This is a genomic window from Amycolatopsis sp. NBRC 101858, assembly GCF_030269325.1.
Taxonomy (GTDB): Bacteria; Actinomycetota; Actinomycetes; order Mycobacteriales; family Pseudonocardiaceae; genus Amycolatopsis; species Amycolatopsis ponsaeliensis.
Genome location: NZ_BSTD01000001.1, coordinates 2,534,288 through 2,551,942, shown reverse-complemented (window position 1 = coordinate 2,551,942; position 17,655 = coordinate 2,534,288). Strand labels below are relative to the sequence as shown.

Sequence of the window (17,655 nt, the reverse complement as noted above, 5' to 3'; positions counted from 1 at the left end):
GCTCCTCAAGAGGCGGGCGGTTCGAAGCGGCCGTCGACGGCGGTCCAGCCACCGTCGACCGCGAGCACGGAGCCGGTCACGAACGACGAAGCGTCCGAAGCGAGGTAGACGACGGCGCCGGCCAGCTCGTCCGGCCGCGCCCAGCGCCCCAACGCGCCCTTCTGCGCGTACGCGTCGTACCACTCCGGGTTCGCCTTGATCTGCGCGGTCAGCGGGGTCTCGACGACGCCGGGGGCGATCGCGTTGACCCGGACGCCGGCCGGGCCGAACTCCGCGGCGGCCGTCCGGAACAGCTGGACGAGCCCGGCTTTCGTCGCCGCGTACGGGCCCTGACCGGGCTCGACGGTCGTCCCGCGGATCGACGAAAAGCCGATGATGCTCCCCCGCCCGCGCGCGACCATGTCGGCACCGAAGACGCGGACGACCTCGAACGACACGCCGAGGTTCAGCGCGAGGACGCGGTCGAACTCCTCCCGCGTGTAGTCCAGCAACCGTTTGCGGACGTTCGTCGCGGCGGTCAGCACGACGATGTCCTGCGGGCCGAGGTCCGTCGCCGCGCGGTCGATCGCGCCGGGTTCGAGCAGGTCGACCTCGTACGCTTCCCCGACGCCGGACTCGCGTGCGGCCTCGACGTCCCGGTCGGCGCACACGACTGAGGCGCCGTGCGCGGCCAAGGCCCGCGCGGCTTCGCGGCCGATGCCGCCCGCACCGAGCACCACGGCCCGGCGGCCGTCCAGCCGGAAGAGGTTCTCGTAGTTCACGGGCGCAGCACCGCCATCCTCGTCACGGTCAGCTCTTCGACGGCGAACCGCGGCCCTTCGCGGCCGATGCCGGAGTCCTTCACGCCGCCGTAGGGCATGGTGTCCGAGCGGAAGCCGGGCACTTCGTTGACGACGACGCCACCGACGTCCAGCTCGTCGAGCGCACGGAACGCCGTGTTCAGGGACTTGCTGTAGACGCTGGCGTGGAGGCCGTAGCGGGACGCGTTCACCGCGGCGAACGCTTCGTCCACATCGGACACTGTGCGCAGGCAGACGACCGGACCGAAGATCTCCTCGTCCCAGGCTTCGACGCCGTCCGGGACGTCGAGCAGGACGGTTGGCCGCAGGACCGTGCCGTCGATCCCCCCGCCGACCCGGCGAGCACCGGCCTTCTCGATCCACGCCCGCACGCGCTCGGTGGACGCCGGGTCGATCAGCGCGGATACCCGCGTCTTCTCGTCGCGGGGATCGCCGATGACGACCTCGTCCAGCCGCGCCAGCAGCCGTTCGGTGAACTCCTCCGCGACCGACGAGACGACCAAGACCCGCTGCACAGAGATACATGCCTGGCCGGACGCGTAGAAGCCGCCGCGCACCACGGCGTCCACCGCGGCGTCGAGATCGGCGTCTTCCGCGACGACGAGCGCCGCGTTCGAGCCCAGCTCCAGCAGCGTTTTCGTCGGGGCCGTGTCCCGCGCGATGCGGTGGCCGACGGCGGCCGAGCCGGTGAACGACACCGCGCCGATCCGGCGGTCGGTCGTCAGCGCGGCGCCCACGGCCGCGTCGCCGGTGACCAGCTGGACCATCGCGGCGATCGGGGCCGCCGAACGCACGAGGTGCACCAGCCACAGCGTGGCCAGCGGCGTCTGCGGAGCCGGCTTGACGATCACCGGGCAGCCCGCGGCGATGGCGGGCGCGATCTTGTGCGACGCGAGCAGCAGCGGGTAGTTGAAGCCCGCGATGCCGACGACCACGCCGATCGGCTTGCGCTTCCAGAACCCGACCAGGCCGTCGCCGGAGGGCAGGAGGTCCAGCGGCACGGTCTCGCCATGCAGCCGCGACACCTCTTCGGCCGCGGCTTCCCACGTGACGATCGTGCGGGCGACCTCGACACGGCAGTCGACCAGCGGTTTGCCGGTCTCCAGCACGAGGAGGTCTTCGAATTCGGAGCGGCGCGCGGAAAGTGCGGCAGCGACGTCGTTGAGCAGCTTGCGACGAACCCGCGAAGGCAGCGAAGCCACTTCGCGCGCAACAGCGACAGCCTCGTCGACAGCGCGCTTCGCCAGCTCAGGCGTCCCGACGGGCGCGGTGCCGACGACGCTCCCGTCGTAGGGGAAAACGATTTCCGCGGTATCCACAGTGGACACCCAGGCCGCGCCGACCGGCAGGCCGTCCGGGTACTCAGCCATCGTCACCTCCGCTCAACCGGGCCAGTTCCGCACGCAGGTTCGGCGCGGCGGCCAGGAGTTCCCGGGTGTATTCGTGCTCGGGTGCGTCGTAGACCTGCGCCACGTCGCCCAGCTCGACGATCTCGCCGCGGCGCATCACCGCGACGCGGTCGCAGACGTGCCGGACGACGCCGAGGTCGTGCGACACGAAGATCAGCGTCAGCGCGAACTGCTCCACCAGCGACGCGAGCAGGTCGAGGATCTGGCCGCGGACGGAGACGTCGAGGGCGCTGACCGGCTCGTCGGCGATCAGCACGCTCGGGTTCGGCGCGAGCGCGCGGGCGATCGAGATCCGCTGCCGCTGACCGCCGGAGAACTGGTGCGGGTACCGCCCCGCCGCGTCCGCGGGGAGCCCGACCGCGGCCAGCAGCTCGTCGACGAGCTTCGGGTTCCGGCGGCCCAGCGGTTCGGAGATGATGTCGGCGACGCGCATGCGCGGGTCGAGCGAACCCATCGGGTCCTGGAAGACGATCTGCAGTTCCGAGCGCAGGAAACCCAGCTTGCGCTCGGGCAGGTTGTCGATGCGCTTGCCCTGGAACGAGACCGTGCCGGCGGTCGGCTTGTCGAGCGCGGCCAGCAGCCGGACCAGCGTCGACTTGCCCGAACCGGACTCGCCGACTATGCCGAACCGCTGCCCGGCCTCGACGTCGAAGCTGACACCGCGCAGCGCGTGGACGTCCCGCCGGGCGTAGCGGCGTTCGAGTTCACGGACTTCGATGATCATCGCCGGGCCTCCAGGTCCGAGGCGTCCAGGAGCTTGCGCGTGTACTCGTGCTTCGGCTGCGTCAGCACTTCGCGCGTCGAGCCTGCTTCGACGATCTCGCCGTCGAGCATCACGAGGACGCGCTCGCACACCGACGCCACCACGGCGAGGTCGTGCGTGATGAACAACAACGCGCTCTCGGCGGGCAGAGAAGTCTTGATCAGCGAGAGGATCTGCGCTTGGACCGTGACGTCGAGGGCGGTCGTCGGCTCGTCGCAGATCAGCAGCGACGGCTCGTTGGCCAGCGCCATCGCCAGCACCACCCGCTGCCGCTGGCCGCCGGACAGCTGGTGCGGGTACGCGCGAGCGGTGCCCTCCAGGCCCACGGAGGACAGCAAGTCTTCGGCGCGGTGGCGACGGCCGTGGATCCGGCCGGGCTCGGTGACCTGGCGGCCCACCCGCATCGCCGGGTTGAGCGCCGTCATCGGCTCCTGGAAGACCATCGCCAGTTCGTCGCCGCGCAGCCGAGACAGGTCCTTTTCGGACATTCCGAGCAGCTCTCGATCGCCGAGCCGGATCGAGCCGGACGCGCGCAGCTCCTCGGGCAGCAGGCCCATGATCGACAACGCCGTCAGCGACTTCCCGGAGCCGGACTCGCCGATCAGCCCGACGCGCTCACCCGCGCCGATCTCGAACGAGACGTCGCGGACGAGCGAAGAAACGCTGAGCCCCGAGACCGAGAGCGTCATACCTTCGCCGCCAATCGGGGGTCGAGGCGGTCGCGCAGGCCGTCGCCGAGGAGGTTGAAGCCCAGCACGGCCACCGCGATCGCGATGCCCGGCACGAGCGCCAGCCGCGGCTGCACGGTCAGCAGTTCCTGGGATTCCTGCAGCATCCGGCCCCACGACGGCGTCGGCGGCCGCGTGCCGAACCCGAGGAACGACAGCGCCGCTTCGGCGAGCACGGCGATCGCGAACGACACCGAGGCCTGCACGATCAGCAGTCCCGAGATGTTCGGCAGCACGTGCCGCACGGCGATGGTCAGCCGCGACCGGCCGCCGGCCCGCGCGGCGAGCACGAACTCCGTGCTCATCACCTGCAGCGTCCCGGACCGGGCGATCCGCGCGAACGACGGGATCGTCGCGATGCCGATCGCGACCATCGCGGTCAGCGTGTCCGCGCCGAACACCGCGCCGAACATGATCGCCAGCAGCAGTGCGGGGAACGCGAGCACGAGGTCGTTGACGCGCATGACGAACTCGCCGAGCCACCGCGGCGACATCCCGGCGAGGATCCCCAGCGGCGTGCCGATCACCGCGGCGATGCCGACCGCGACCACACCGACGTACAACGTGGTCCGCGCGCCGACCATGATCTGGCTGAGCACGTCCCGGCCGAACTTGTCGGTGCCGAAGAGGTTCGACCCGCCGAAGCCGAGCAGCCGGTGGGCGGCGTCGACCTTCACCGGGTCGAACGGCGTCCACACGAACGACAGCAGCGCGGCCAGCACGACCAGGCCGACGAGCACCCCGCCGATCACGAGATTGCGCATCACGAACCTCGCAATCGCGGGTCGAGCACGGTGTAGAGGACGTCGACGACGAAGTTGACCAGCAGCACGCCGACCACCAGCACGAGCACGATCCCCTGCACGGTCAGCAGATCGCGGGACGCGACGGCGTCCAGCAGCATCGAACCCAGTCCGGGAAGCACGAACACGCGCTCGACGACGACCGCGCCGATCAGCAGCGTCGCCAGTTGCAGGCCGAGCACGGTGACCACCGGGACCGACGCGTTGCGCAAGCCGTGCCGCACCAGCGCCTGCCCGGGCCGCAGGCCCTTCGACCGCGCGGTGCGCAGGTAGTCCTGGCCGAGCGTGTCCAGCACGGCCGAGCGCACATAGCGCGTGAGCACCGCGCCCTGCACCAAGCCAAGAGACAACGCGGGGAGGATCAGGCCGCGGAAGAACTCGCCGAAGTCCTGGTCCGGCGGAGTCCAGCCACCGGAAGGCAGCCAGCGCAGCTGCACGGCGAAGATCTGCACCAGGATGATCCCGGCGAGGAACGCGGGGATCGCGACGCCGATCTGCGACAGCCCGGAAACGCCCGCGCCGGCCGCCTTCCGATGCTTCACCGCGGCGAACGTGCCCGCGGGGATCGCGATCACCAGCGCCACCAGCATCCCGGCGCCGACCAGCCAGAGCGTGACGCCGAGGCGGTCGAGCAACTGCGGGCCGATGGTGTCGCGCGTGACGTACGAGCGGCCGAAGTCGCCGTGCAGCACGCCGCCGATCCAGTCGAAGTACTGCGTGACCAGCGGCCGGTCGATGCCGAACTCGGCGCGGGTCTTGGCCAGCAGCTCCGGCGTCGCGTTGACGCCGAGCGCGACCTGCGCGGGATCACCCGGCAGCACGGCCATGAACAGGAACACCACGATCGACGCGACCAGCACGCTGACCACGAAGATCGCCACCCGACGCAGCACCTTGGCGGTCATCGCGGGGCCAATCCGGTGAGGTCGAACGACTCGCTGACTTGGTTCTGCACGAACCCGCCGACCTTCGCCTTCGCGACGATGACGTTGGGGAACAGGAACAGCCAGTCGGCGGCGGCGTCGGTGTTCAGCTGCCGCGCCACCTGCTTCATGTCCGCGACCTGCTGCTCCGGCGTCCCGCTGTCGGCTTCGGCGAGCAGCTGCTGGACGCGCTTGCTGTCGTAACCCCAGTAGTACTTCGGCTTCCCGAACGTCGTGATGTCACGGGCCTCGACGTGCTGGATGATCGACAGGTCGTAGTCGTGGTCGGTGAACACCTGCTTCAACCACACCGCCGGGAAGTCGAGCGGCTCGATCGTCGTCCGCACGCCGACGTCGGCCAGCTGCGACTGGACGACCTGCGCGGCCGACACCGCGTACGGCAGGTTCGGGATCCGCATCCGCAGGTTCAGGTTCGCCGCACCCGCCTCGGTCAGCAGCGCCTTCGCCTTCGCGGGGTCGAACGGGTAGACGTTCGCCAGGTCCTCGTACCAGGGGTCGGTCGGCGGGACCATGCTGCCGATCAGCGTGCCGCGGCCCGCCCACGCCGTGTCCAGCAACGCCTTCCGGTCGATCGCGTACGTCAGCGCCTGACGCACCCGGACGTCGTTGAGCGGCGCCCGCGCGTTGTTCATCGCCAGCGTGACCTCGCTGTTCGACGTGCCCTGGACGACCTGGAACCGGTCGTCGGCTTGGAATTGCGGGATCGAGTCGGGCGCGGTGATGGCCGAAATGACGTCGATGCCGTTGCTGTAGAGCGCGTTGTTCAGCGCCGTCGGGTCCTTGATGTACTTGAGGACCACCGTTTTGTACGCCGGCTCCCGGCCCCAGTACCCGGGGTTCGCCTTGAGCACCACGGAGTCGCCGCGCTTGCGGGCCGCCACGACGTACGGCCCGGTGCCGATCGGCTTGTTCGCCAGGTCGGCGACGCCGGTCGGGCTGAACATCGCGCCAAGCCGGCTGGTGAGGCTGAACAGCCAGCCGTTCGACGGCTTCGAGAGCACGACCCGCGCGTGGTCCGGCGCGACGACGTCGACGTGGTCGACGACGTCCATCGTGGACTTGATCGAGATCGTCCAGTCGGTCTTCACGCGCAGCAGCGAGAACTTGACGTCCTCGGCGGTGAACGGCGCGCCGTTGCTGAACTTCACGCCCGGCTGGAGCTGGAAGTCGTAGGTGCGCCGGTCCGGGCTGATCGTCCACGACTTCGCGAGCAGCGGGACCACGCGACCCTGCGAGTCGAGCTTCACCAGGCCTTCGTAGACGTTGTAGAGCAGCGCCTGCGGGATCGCGGCGCCGTCGGTCTTGGTGAAGTCGAAGTTCGCCGGCTCCGCCGTGAAGCCGACGGAAAGCGTGTCCGGACCAGCGGAAACGCTCGCCGACGAGCCGGCCGAGCAGCCGGACACCACGAGCAGCAGCACCGCTGCCAGCAGGGGAATCCGGGCTTTCATCTGGCCTCCAGGTCGGTACACTGGTCTGACCAGTAGCCTGCACGCGACGGACGTCGAGGTCAAGGGATGCGGTTCGAACCGGTGGCTCCGGTCCGCGCGTACGAGCGGGTCGTCGAGCAGATCGAGCAGGCCGTGGTCAGCGGCGCGCTCAAGCCGGGGGAACGCCTGCCGAGCGAACGCGAGCTGATGATCCAGTTCGGCGTCGGCCGCTCGACGATCCGCGAAGCTCTGCGAGTGCTCCAGGCTGCCGAAATGATCCGCTCGCGGCCCGGCGACCCGCGCGGACCCGAGGTGCTGGCCGCGTCGCCCGCCGCGTTGCACCGCTCGATGCACCGGCTCGCGCGCGCCGACCACGTCGGACTCGCCGAACTGCTGCAGTTCCGGATGATCCTCGACGGCTCGGCCCACCTGCTCGCCGCCGAGCTGCGCACCGAAGACGACCTGACCGGCCTCGACACGGCGTTGGAGGCGATGCGCGAAGGCGTCTCGCACGGCTATGCGGAGTTCAGCCGCGCCGACGTCGCCTTCCACGAAGTCATCGCCCGCATCTCGCGCAATCCCCTGCTGGTGGTCAGCGAAGAAGTCGTGCGCGGGGTTGTCCTGGAGCTGATCGAAGACAAGCTCGAACACGCCAGCAACCGGACGTCGCTGATGCGCGCGTGGCTTTCCCACCACGCCGAAGTGCTCGACGCGATCCGCTCGGCCGACGGCGCCGGCGCGGCGCACCTCGCCAAACAGGCGTTGTACGACAACTACGCCGAATACGTGCCCGCCGCGCAACGGCCACTGCTCGCGCCCTTGCTGCGGTCCTAGACTGCGCGGGATGGACACGGCGAAACGGGACGGCGTCGGGCTCGCGCTGTCCGGGGGCGGTTACCGCGCGATGCTCTTCCACGCCGGCGCGCTCTGGCGGCTCAACGAACTCGGCTGGCTGCCGAAGCTGACCACTGTCTCGAGCGTCTCCGGTGGTTCGATCGCCGCCGGCGTCCTGGCGCACGCGTGGCACAAGCTGTGGTTCGGCGAAGACGGCGTCGCGGAGAACTTCGGCAAGGAAGTCGTGCAGCCGCTGCGGAAACTGGCCCGCACCAACCTCGACGTCCCGGTGACGCTGAAGGCCATGGTGATGCCGTGGCGCAGTGCCGGCGAGGAGCTGGCCCGCCGCTACGCGAAGCACCTCTTCGGCGACTGCCGCCTCGCGGACCTCGACCCGGCCGGGCCGAACTTCGTGTTCACCGCGACCAGCCTGCAGGACGGCTCGCTGTGGTGGTTCTTCCGCCAGCCCGGCCCGCACGGGCAGGTGCCGCTGGCGACCGCGGTGGCCGCGTCGTCGGCCTTCCCGCCGCTGCTCTCGCCGGTCGTGATCCCGGATCCGCACCAGCCGGACCGCAAGATCGTGCTCAGCGACGCGGGTGTGTACGACAACCTCGGCCTCGACCCGATCGAGAACCAGCGCGCGACCGTCCTGGTCAGCGACGCGGGCAAGAAGATGAAGCACGAGGAACGGCCGAAGCACAACTGGCCGATGCAGTTGTTCCGCGTGCTGACCGTGATGGACAACCAGGTCCGCGAACTGCGCACCGGCTCGCTGCTGAAGTCCTACCAGGACAAGCAGTTCGCCGGCACGTACTGGGCGACCTACAGCGACATCACGCACTTCGAGCTGCCGGACGCGCTGCCGGCGCCGATCGAGCGGACCCGCGAGCTGGCCGAGACGAAGACACGGCTGACCAGGACGTCCGAGCAGGTGCAGGACAGGCTGGTCAACTGGGGTTACGCGGTCTGCGACGCCGGGATGCGCCGCTGGGTCTGTCCCGGTTCGACGGTGCGGCCGGAGTTCCCGTACCCGGGCGGTGTCTAGGCCGCGAGGTTCGCGTAGACGACGATGTTGTCCTTGTAGCTGTGCGCGGCGTGGTCGAAGACGCCACCGCAGGTGATCAGGCGCAGTTCGGGCTTGTCGCTGTTGCCGAACACGGCCTCCTTCGGGAACGTGTCCTTCGGGACCTGCGTGACGCGGTCGACGACGAACTTCAGCTTCTTGCCGTCGCTGCGGTCGATGTCGACTTCGTCGCCGGGCACGAGGTCCTTGAGCTTGTAGAAGATGCCGGGCATCTTGTCGCCGTCGACGTGCCCGAGCACGACCGCCGGGCCGACGTCGCCGGGCACGGGCGAAAGCTGGTACCAGGCGGCCTGCATCGGCTTGTGCACCGACGGCACGGAAATCGAGCCGTCGGTCTTGAGGCCCACCGAGATGAGGCTGGAGTCGGCGCCGATCTTGGGGATCTGCACCGACGTCGGCCGCAGGCCTTTGAACGGCGCGGTCACCGGAACCGACGACGGCACCGGCGCTGCCGCCTTGGGCGGTTCCGTCGCAGCGGAACCGCAGCCGGCCAGCGTCAGCGCGAGGGCGACCGCGACGGCCGCCCGGCGGACGGTCACCGGGCCGTGCCGCCGAAGCCCGTCTCGATCCCGCCCTTGGGCGTGACCTTGACCTGGGCCTTCGGTGCGGAGTTGCCGGAAGCGGCCGAGGTCGAGGTCGCCGTGGTGACGGGCGCGGTGCTCGACGCGCTGGTGCTCGACGGCGCGCTGCTGCTGGTGGTGGTCGGCGCGCTGGTGGTCGTCGACGGGTTCGTGGTGCTGGTCTCCGGCGGCGGCGCCTGCTCGAAGGTGACGACACCCTCGCCGTCGACGCCGACGCAGGTCCAGCTGAACTTGCCGGTGGTCGTGCCCGGCGGCAGCTGGGTGACGCGCACGGAGTAGTGCCAGATCCGGCCGTCGGCCCCGTCCTGGTCCGGGCCGCCGGTGACGTCCAGGTACTGGGTCGCCACGTTCCCGGGTGCGCCGGCCGCGCAGTTGATGGTCAGGCTGCCTTCGCCGCCGACACCGACCGCACCGGCGCCGGTGTTGTCCTGGTAGTCGTCGTCCGCCGGCGGCGCCTCCTGGGTGTCGCCCTCGACCTCGGGCGCGGCCTTGGGCGCGATCCGCTTGTCGGTGGTCTTGACCTCGGGCTGGTTCGCCTTGCTCGATGCGGTTCCCGAAGGGGAGGAAGGCGCACTGGAGGGCGCCTCCGAGGACGTGCTCGTCGGGCTGCTGGAGGTCGTCGTCTCCGAAGTCGACGTGGTCGTCTCCGTCGTCGAAGTCGGGGTCTCGTCCTCCGCGAGCGCGACCGGCGCGGCGACGAAGGTGGCCAGCGCCGCCGCCGAAACGACACCCGCGACCCGGTTCAGCGTTCTACCCACGATGACTCCCAACGGCGGTTGACCTGCGATGCCGCGACTATCGACGATTTGTCGACCGGCGTTACTCCGCTAACGCGGTGTTCAGGTCCCGCCACAGGTCGTCAGGATCCTCGAGACCGACGCTGAACCGGACCAGCCCCGGCGGCACGCGCTCCTCGCCGGGGAGCCACGCCCGCCGTTCGACCAGGCTTTCGACCCCGCCGAGGCTGGTCGCCGGGACGATCAGCCGGGTCGACGCGCAGAACCGGTCGGCGGCCTCGGCATCGGCCAGGTCGAAGGAGACCATCATCCCGAAGCCCGGGTAGCGCACCCGCCGGACCGCGGGGTGCTCGCCGAGGCGCGCGGCCAGCAGCGCGGCGGTGCGGGACTGCTCGGCCAGCCGGACCGGCATGGTCCGCAGGCCCCGCAGCGCGAGCCACGCTTCGAGCGCGCCCGGCGTCGAGCCGACGCGGGTCCGCGCGCCCTTCAGCTCGGCCGCCACCTCGGGGTCCGCCGCGACGGTGATGCCCAGCAGCAGGTCGCTGTGCCCGCCGATCAGCTTGGTCGCGCTGTGCACGACGACGTCAGCACCGAGTTCGAGGGGCCGCTGCTGCAACGGCGTCGCGAAGGTGTTGTCAACGACGACCCGGCCGCGCGCGGCGGCGGCGATCGTCTCGATGTCCATGACGTCGAGGGTCGGGTTGGTCGGCGACTCGAGCCAGACGAGGTCGGACGTCGCGGCTTCGGCAACCCAGGCCGCGGTGTCGGTCGGCTCGAGCTCGGTGACGGCGAGCTTGCCGAGCTTCTGCGCGTGGGCGAGCACCCCGCGCGTCACGGCGTAGCTGAACGTCGGCACGACCACCCGCGACCCGACCGGCAGCAGGTCCAGTACCGCGGACAGCGTGGCGACACCGGACGCGAACGCCGTCGCGTGGCCGCCTTCGAGCGCCCCGACGGCTTCTTCGAGCGCGTGCCAGGTCGGCGTCCCGTCGCCGCGCGCGTACACGGAGTCGCCCCCGGCCCGGTAGGTGCTGGTGGCGACGAGCGGGGTGTTCAGCGGCTCGCCGGGGCCGTGCGGCCGGCCGGCGGCAATGGCCTTGGTGCGGGGCGTCCAGTCGTCCATGCGATCACGGTAACCGCAGGTCATCCCCCGGTCACTGTGACGAAGACGGCCGGCTCGCCCCCGCGTCCAGGGGCGAGCCGGCCTGGCTCCTTCAGTGCGCGTACACCTCGAACTCGTAGAGCGAGTACCCGTACTTCGTGCCGCGCTGGACGCCTTGCAGCTTCACGAACCGGGCCTGCGCCGGCGTGAAGGACACGTTGTCCTGCCCGCCGTTCCCGTCCGTGACGACCGCCGCGTCCGTCCAGTTCACCGCATCCGGCGAAGTCTGGATCTTGTAGCTCTTGCCGTACGCGGATTCCCAGCTCAACGCCACCCGCGAGACCTGCTGCACCGAACCGAGGTCGACGGTGATCGCCTGGTCGTCGCTCCAGTCGCTGGCCCAGCGGGTCGAAGCGTTGCCGTCGATCGCGTTCGACGCCGGGGAGTTGTAGAAACCGGTCTCGGCACTCGTGGCGCTGACCGTCTTCCCCGGCGCGAGGTTCGCGATGTTGTCCCCGCGGTGCGCGGTGTACTCGACGACCTGCTGGAACGTCGGGCGGTTCTGCCAGCTGATCTTGTCCTGCGTGATGCCGCCGAGCGCGGTGTGCACGATCGTGTCGGCGCACCACTGGTCGCCGGCCGAGCAGGACGCGTCACCGGGGTAGACGGTGTTCGCGGCCTGGCCGGCGGCCGTGGTCAGCGAGTCGACGAGCGCCTGGCGGCACGTCGTGACGTTCCCGCCACCGCAGAACGTCTGGCCGAGCGGGCCGGCCACGGGCTGGCCGAGCACCTGCCGGATGTCCTTGCTGACGTAACCCCACCAGCCGAACTGGAACGACGAGCCCTTGTGCGGCTGGCCGGTGTGCTGGCCGTTGCCGTTCTGGAACCCGGACGGGCTTTCGTTGATGCCCAGCACGCCGGTCATCGCGTTGTAGGCGTCGTCGCCCATGCCCGGCTTGAACTCGGCCTGGACGAGCAGCGGCCACCAAGCGTCGAAGATGCGGATCGCGTCGGCGTCCGCGTACGCCTTGCTGCCCGGCGAAGTCTCCTTGCGCTGCTGGCCGTTCGAAAGCCACGTCTTGAGCTTCGCCTCGGCGTCCGCGGCCGCGCCGGTGGTCGGCGTCTTGTCGAGCACCTGCAGCAGCAGCGGCAGGACCCGCTCGGCCCGCAGGTCGGCCAGCGCGGCGTCCTCCATCGCCTGGGTCAGGTTGACCCGGGTGACCTTGGTGCCGCTGGAGATCAGCTTCTTCACGCGCGAGTCGAGCAGGTCGACGCGGTGCACGGCCGACTTGTCCGCGCCCGCCGCCGCGTAGCCGTCAGCCTGCGCGTTGTTCCAGCTGACGTAGTAGTCCTGGTTGATCGACTGCGGGTGCTGCGCCGCCGGCGTGTACGTCGCGACGTTGCCGGCCGGGTTCCAGCCGTTCCAGTCGTGGCCCTGGTCGCCCCACACCGGCAGGTTCGGGTCCACATTGGACTGCCGCGAGGGGTTGCTGCCGGAGTTGAAGTAGGCGATGTCCTTGGAGTCGGCGTAGAACCAGTTGAACGTGTAGTTGATGTCGGCCGCGGCCTTCTGGAAGTCGGCCGCGGACTTGACGAAGCCCGGGTCGTTCAGCTCCTGGAAGCCGATCAGCGAGTCGACCTCGTGGAAGTAGGACGAGCGCAGGGCCGCGTACGCCACCGGCTTGCCGCCGACGGTCGCCCGGCTCTGCACCGGCCCGTACTTCGTCCGGTAGCTGCGCAACGTGTACGAACCCGCCGCGGTCCCGTCGGCCACGGTCGGCTTCCAGGCGTTCTTGACCTCGACGGTGTCCATCGCGATGCACTGGCCTTGCCAGGTGTAGTAGTTCGAGTCCTTCGTCGGCGCCTTGCCGCTCGGGTCGCACAGCTGCAGCGCGTAGGTGTCGATGATGTCCTGCGCCGACGTCGTCGCGCTCCACGAGTAGTCCTGGCCGCGGCCGAGGAGCGTGTACATGCTCAGGCCGGCGAAGGCCGCGCCACGCGAGCTGATGCCCGGGCCCTGCAGCTCCTGCAACAGCAGCAGCTGCGGCGCGAAGTAACCGGTCTGCGGGCCGAACACCGCGACCGGGTGGCCGCTGGCGGTCTTCGCGCCGGAGACGAGCAGCGCGTTCGACATGCCGTGCTTCTCGCTCAGCATGTTGCCCGGCAGCACGCCGTTGTCGAACATCCCGCGGGCGGGCTCCTGCTCGGCGGGCGCGGGGACGTCCACAGTGGACGGCGTCGCGGTGGCAGCCGAGCCGGTCTTGTCGAACACCAGCTGCTGCCCGGTCACCGAACCCTTGTCCGGCAGGGCCTGCCCGACCGCGTTGGCCGGCGTCTTGCCGTACGGGAAGGTCTGGCCGTCGTGCAGCGTCTTGACGGCTTCGGGGTCGTCCTCCGCGCGCAGGCTCTGCCACACCTTCTCGCCCTGCACGACGCCGTACTTCTCCTGCATCGCGAGCTTCGCGACGGCGTTCTGCACCTCACCACCGCCGCCCGCGCCGAACTCGGCGCCGACCAGCGAGGCCAGCGCGACCAGGTCGGTCAGCTTGAACGGGTCGATCGTGCCGGCGTTGGTGATCGCGTCGACGTGCCCGGTCAGCACGTACTCGCCCGGGAAGTACCGGCCACTGTGGGAGTCGTTGATGTACTTGTTGATGCCGTCGACGTAGGCCTGCGCGTCGGCGAGGCCCTGCGCGCCCCGCGGGCCGCTGCTCGCGACGCGGTCGATCTGCTGCTGCAGCTCAGCCTCGGTGTACGGCGCGTTCGCGAAGAACTGCTGCTCGAGCTCGCGGTTGGCCTCGGCGCCACCGGCGAACGGCGTCACCTGGCCGCGGGCGGCGTGGCGCAGCACGTCCATCAGCCACAGCCGGTCCTGCGCCGCCGCGTACCCGGCACCGAACTCCGTGCCGCTGCGGGTGGTCCCGGTGATGTGCGGGACGCCGAGTGCCTTGTCCCGCACGATCGTGACGTCCGACCGCGGCTTCGTCGTGCTCGCGACCTGGTCGGCCGCCACGCCGAACGAAGAGTCGTTGAAGTACTGGTTGATCGTGCCTGTGGTCAGCGTCTTGTACCCGCCCGCCAGGGACGCGTACTTGCCGATCTGGTCGGCCGCGTGGTCGGGCCGGGTGCCGAGCACCTTGTGCGCCAGGATTTCGGCGAGGGTGGCGCTGCCCTGTTCGCCGGGCGGCAGGATGTCGCTGCACTGCCCGCCGCAGTAGTCGTCGGGCGACGCGGCCGCCTGTGCGGCCGGAGCGGTGACGGCGACTTGGGTGAGACCGGCCACGAGGGCCCCCAAAGCCGTCAAGGTCAGGGCGCGGATGCCACGTCGCATGCCGGGCTCCCCTCAGTCAGAAGAGTGACGAAGCGCACGCTACCGAGCAGTAGCCGAAGTGTGAAGACTTTTCGCGTTTTTCAGCCCTTGGACGTAGTCCGTTCGGCGCAGCCTCGCGCGCGTGGGTACGGTGAGTGCCATGACCTTGGAAAAGCCCCAGATCGACCGCCCCGAGGGCAACCCTCCGGCCGACCTCGAGATCACCGACATCACGGTCGGTGACGGCGCGGAGGCCACGCCCGGCAAGGCCGTCACCGTGCACTACGTCGGCGTCTCGCACTCGACCGGCGAGGAGTTCGACGCGTCCTGGAACCGCGGCGAGCCGCTGCGCTTCGGCCTCGGTGCCGGCCAGGTCATCTCCGGCTGGGACCAGGGTGTCGCCGGGATGAAGATCGGCGGCCGGCGCAAGCTCGTCATCCCGCCGCACCTGGGCTACGGCGACCGCGGCGCGGGCGGCGTCATCAAGCCGGGCGAGACCCTCATCTTCGTCGTCGACCTGGTCGGCGTTAACTGACTTTCCGGCGGTGGCGGGGATTCCCGCCACCGCCTTCGCGTTCTTCGCTACCCTCGCCCCCATCGCCGGCCCCCGAGGCCGGCCCTGATCCGGGGGTTTTTCCCATGCGCACTCGCGCTTTGCTCTCCGCAACACTCTTCGCGCTCGCCGCGGCGGTGGTCACCGCGGCACCGGCTTCGGCCGTGGCCAACGGCTCCGACGTCCCGCAGGGGACGTTCAAGTTCGCCGCGAAGCTGACCATGACGGACATCCCGCGGACCGACGGCACCAAGTACAACAGCGCCTGTTCGGGTTCCCTGATCGCCAAGAAGTGGATCATCACGGCCGGCCACTGCTTCCACGACGCGGCCCGCAACCCGGTGTCCGGCCCGGTGCCGTACCCGACGTCGGTCCTGCTGGGCACGACGACCGTGGACAAGCCGGGCGTCACCCGCAACGTCGTGACGGTGTACCAGTCGCCGAGCAACGACATCGCGATCGCGGAGCTCGACAAGCCGGTCTTCGGCATCGAGCCGCTGTCGCTCAACCGCCGCACGCCGTCGATCGACCAGAAGGTCACGCTCGCCGGCTGGGGCGCCCTCACCTCGGTCGACCCGACGCCGGGCACGAAGCTGCAGCAGGGCCAGCTGAAGGTCGCGACGGTCGACCCGCAGTACGTGGGAGTGAAGGGCTTCGCCCCGACGTCCACGACGAGCGCGTGCACGTACGACTCGGGCGCGCCGTACTTCGTCCCGTCGGGCAAGGGCGGCCGGATCGTTTCGGTCGAGAGCGACGGGCCGGACTGCCCCCACGACCAGGCCGAGACGACGGCCCGCGTGGACGTCGTGGCGGACTGGATCGCTTCGCACTTGGGCTGAACGGACGCTTTTCCCGCGCCTCGGCGTCACTACCCTCGAAAGTGATCACCGGCCTTCGACCGCCGGTGCGTGACAAGGGGGATCCACCGATGCGCGTTCGCGCTGTGTTCTCTGCTGTCCTTTTGACGCTGGCCGCCGGTCTCGCCACCGCGGGACCGGCGGCGGCCGTCGCCAACGGCTCCGACGTCCCGGCGGGGACGTTCGGCTTCGCCGCCAAGCTGACGATGACGAACATCCCGAAGCCCGACGGCACGAAGTACAACAGCGCGTGCTCCGGCGCGCTGATCGCGGCGAAGTGGATCATCACCGCGGGCCACTGCTTCCACGACGCCAACCGCAACCGCGTCTCCGGGCCGGTGCCGTACCCGACGGCGGTGCTGCTCGGCACCGTCAACCAGAGCACGCCGGGCGTGACGCGCAACGTCGTCACGGTCTACCAGGCGGCCGCCAACGACATCGCGATCGCGACGCTCGACGCGGACGTCACCGGTATCACCCCGCTGACCGTCAACCGGGTCACGCCTTCGGTCGGGCAGCTGCTGACCCTCGCCGGCTGGGGCAGTCTCACCGCCACCAACCCCACGCCCTCGACGAAGCTGCAGCAGGGGACCGTGAAGGTCGGCCAGGTCGCCGCCTCGACGGTCGGGGTCCAGGGTGTCGCCCCGACGTCGACCACCAGCGCCTGCGTGTACGACTCCGGCGCGCCCTACTTCGTCGCGGGCGGCTCGGGTGGGCAGCTCGTGTCCGTGGAGTCGACCGGGCCCGACTGCCCGCACAACCAGCTCGAGACCACTTCCCGCGTGGACGTCGTCGCGGACTGGATCGCTTCGCACACCGGCTGACCTCCTTCCGGGCGTCACCCGGTGGGCCATCGGGTGACGCCCGGCCAGGGAATTCCGCGGGGCGCGCCCCGGCCCTAACGTCGAACGTCGATCATCGACTCGACGAAGGGGAAGAATGCGCCTGCGCGCTCTGCTCGCCGCTGCTGTCCTGACCATCACCGCCACCCCTGCCGCCTTGGCCGCGCCAGGGGTCGCCCACGGCTCGGACGTTCCGCCGGGCCAGTTCGGGTTCGTCGCGAAGCTCGCGATGACGAAGATCCCGCGCCCGGACGGCTCGACCTACAGCAGCTACTGCACCGGCGCCCTGATCGCGCCCGCCTGGGTCCTGACCACGGGCCACTGCTTCCACGACGCGAACCGCAACCGCGTCTCGGGCAAGGTCCCGTACCCGACGACGGCGACCCTGGGCCTGGTCGACGAGGCGACGGAGTCCGGCGTCGCCCGCAAGGTGACCGAGGTGGTCCAGGCCAAAGAGAACGACGTGGCGCTGATCAAGCTCGACACCGCGGTGACGACGGTCCAGCCCCTCAAGGTGAACCGCGCGGTGCCGAAGGTCGGGCAGCAGCTGACCCTGGCGGGCTGGGGCAGCCTGACGGGCACCGACCCCAAGCCGGCCTCCCGCATGCAGCAGGGCACGGTGGCGGTGGCCAAGGTGGAGCCGGCGACCCTGGGCGTCCGCGGCGCGGCTCCCGAGATCACGACGAGCGCGTGCACGTACGACTCAGGAGCCCCCTACTTCACGGGGACCGAACTCGTGGCCCTGGAGGCGACGGGCCCGGGCTGCCCCCACGCGGGCATCGAAACGACCAGCCGCGCCGACATCCTGGCGGCCTGGATCGCCAAAACGACGGCTTGATACACCTCGAACTCCGCCGTGAGCGAACACCACGCAGAGCCAA

General features: G+C 70.3%; 17 protein-coding genes. 6 read left to right on the top strand and 11 right to left on the bottom strand.

Features of this window, described 5'->3' with window-relative positions; genetic code table 11:
- Positions 1–5 precede the first annotated feature (5 nt).
- From QSK39_RS12415 to QSK39_RS12385, 7 genes are read right to left on the bottom strand one after another with little or no spacing between them, the layout of a single operon-like run.
- Entirely contained in the window at positions 6–761 is a 756-nt protein-coding gene (locus QSK39_RS12415; RefSeq protein WP_285477742.1) for an SDR family NAD(P)-dependent oxidoreductase, read from the bottom strand.
- Positions 758–2,170 (bottom strand): aldehyde dehydrogenase family protein, encoded by a 1,413-nt coding sequence (locus QSK39_RS12410; RefSeq protein WP_285477741.1) that lies wholly within the window; start codon positions 2,168–2,170, stop codon positions 758–760. The genes QSK39_RS12415 and QSK39_RS12410 overlap by 4 nt, the downstream gene beginning before the upstream one ends.
- Positions 2,163–2,933 (bottom strand): ABC transporter ATP-binding protein, encoded by a 771-nt coding sequence (locus tag QSK39_RS12405; protein WP_285477740.1) that lies wholly within the window; start codon positions 2,931–2,933, stop codon positions 2,163–2,165. The genes QSK39_RS12410 and QSK39_RS12405 overlap by 8 nt, the downstream gene beginning before the upstream one ends.
- Positions 2,930–3,661 (bottom strand): ABC transporter ATP-binding protein, encoded by a 732-nt coding sequence (locus QSK39_RS12400; RefSeq protein ID WP_285477739.1) that lies wholly within the window; start codon positions 3,659–3,661, stop codon positions 2,930–2,932. The genes QSK39_RS12405 and QSK39_RS12400 overlap by 4 nt, the downstream gene beginning before the upstream one ends.
- Positions 3,658–4,464 carry an ABC transporter permease gene (locus tag QSK39_RS12395; RefSeq protein WP_285477738.1) on the bottom strand — a complete coding sequence of 269 codons (807 nt, stop codon included), beginning with the start codon at positions 4,462–4,464 and terminating at the stop codon, positions 3,658–3,660. Before QSK39_RS12395 ends, QSK39_RS12400 begins: the two co-directional genes overlap by 4 nt.
- Positions 4,464–5,408, bottom strand: a complete 945-nt coding sequence (locus QSK39_RS12390) for an ABC transporter permease (protein ID WP_285477737.1) — start codon at positions 5,406–5,408, stop codon at positions 4,464–4,466. The genes QSK39_RS12395 and QSK39_RS12390 overlap by 1 nt, the downstream gene beginning before the upstream one ends.
- Positions 5,405–6,895 (bottom strand): ABC transporter substrate-binding protein, encoded by a 1,491-nt coding sequence (locus QSK39_RS12385; protein ID WP_285477736.1) that lies wholly within the window; start codon positions 6,893–6,895, stop codon positions 5,405–5,407. The genes QSK39_RS12390 and QSK39_RS12385 overlap by 4 nt, the downstream gene beginning before the upstream one ends.
- Before the next feature lie 66 nt (positions 6,896–6,961).
- Here QSK39_RS12385 and QSK39_RS12380 point away from each other — a divergent pair, with 66 nt between their 5' ends.
- A complete protein-coding gene (locus tag QSK39_RS12380) occupies positions 6,962–7,708 on the top strand; it encodes a FadR/GntR family transcriptional regulator (RefSeq protein WP_285477735.1) in 747 nt (248 codons plus the stop codon).
- Between the two features lie 10 nt (positions 7,709–7,718).
- On the top strand, positions 7,719–8,753 hold the full coding sequence (locus QSK39_RS12375; RefSeq protein WP_285477734.1) for a patatin-like phospholipase family protein: 1,035 nt from the start codon (positions 7,719–7,721) through the stop codon (positions 8,751–8,753).
- Here QSK39_RS12375 and QSK39_RS12370 read toward each other — a convergent pair.
- The 4 genes from QSK39_RS12370 to QSK39_RS12355 form a co-directional block, all read right to left on the bottom strand.
- Complete coding sequence (locus QSK39_RS12370; protein WP_285477733.1) at positions 8,750–9,331, bottom strand: class F sortase; 582 nt, start codon at positions 9,329–9,331, stop codon at positions 8,750–8,752. The genes QSK39_RS12375 and QSK39_RS12370 overlap by 4 nt on opposite strands.
- Positions 9,328–10,131 carry a hypothetical protein gene (locus QSK39_RS12365; protein WP_285477732.1) on the bottom strand — a complete coding sequence of 268 codons (804 nt, stop codon included), beginning with the start codon at positions 10,129–10,131 and terminating at the stop codon, positions 9,328–9,330. The genes QSK39_RS12370 and QSK39_RS12365 overlap by 4 nt, the downstream gene beginning before the upstream one ends.
- Positions 10,132–10,192: 61 nt before the next feature.
- A complete protein-coding gene (locus QSK39_RS12360; protein WP_285477731.1) occupies positions 10,193–11,233 on the bottom strand; it encodes a trans-sulfuration enzyme family protein in 1,041 nt (346 codons plus the stop codon).
- A 91-nt stretch (positions 11,234–11,324) separates the two neighbouring features.
- Positions 11,325–14,543 carry a penicillin acylase family protein gene (locus tag QSK39_RS12355; protein WP_285477730.1) on the bottom strand — a complete coding sequence of 1,073 codons (3,219 nt, stop codon included), beginning with the start codon at positions 14,541–14,543 and terminating at the stop codon, positions 11,325–11,327.
- A gap of 139 nt (positions 14,544–14,682) precedes the next feature.
- Here QSK39_RS12355 and QSK39_RS12350 point away from each other — a divergent pair, with 139 nt between their 5' ends.
- From QSK39_RS12350 to QSK39_RS12335, 4 genes are all read left to right on the top strand, one after another.
- Complete coding sequence (locus tag QSK39_RS12350) at positions 14,683–15,057, top strand: FKBP-type peptidyl-prolyl cis-trans isomerase (protein WP_155548343.1); 375 nt, start codon at positions 14,683–14,685, stop codon at positions 15,055–15,057.
- 104 nt (positions 15,058–15,161) lie between these two features.
- Entirely contained in the window at positions 15,162–15,914 is a 753-nt protein-coding gene (locus QSK39_RS12345; RefSeq protein ID WP_285477729.1) for a S1 family peptidase, read from the top strand.
- Between the two features lie 89 nt (positions 15,915–16,003).
- A complete protein-coding gene (locus QSK39_RS12340; protein WP_285477728.1) occupies positions 16,004–16,756 on the top strand; it encodes a S1 family peptidase in 753 nt (250 codons plus the stop codon).
- A 115-nt stretch (positions 16,757–16,871) separates the two neighbouring features.
- Complete coding sequence (locus tag QSK39_RS12335) at positions 16,872–17,612, top strand: S1 family peptidase (protein ID WP_285477727.1); 741 nt, start codon at positions 16,872–16,874, stop codon at positions 17,610–17,612.
- Positions 17,613–17,655: the final 43 nt, after the last annotated feature.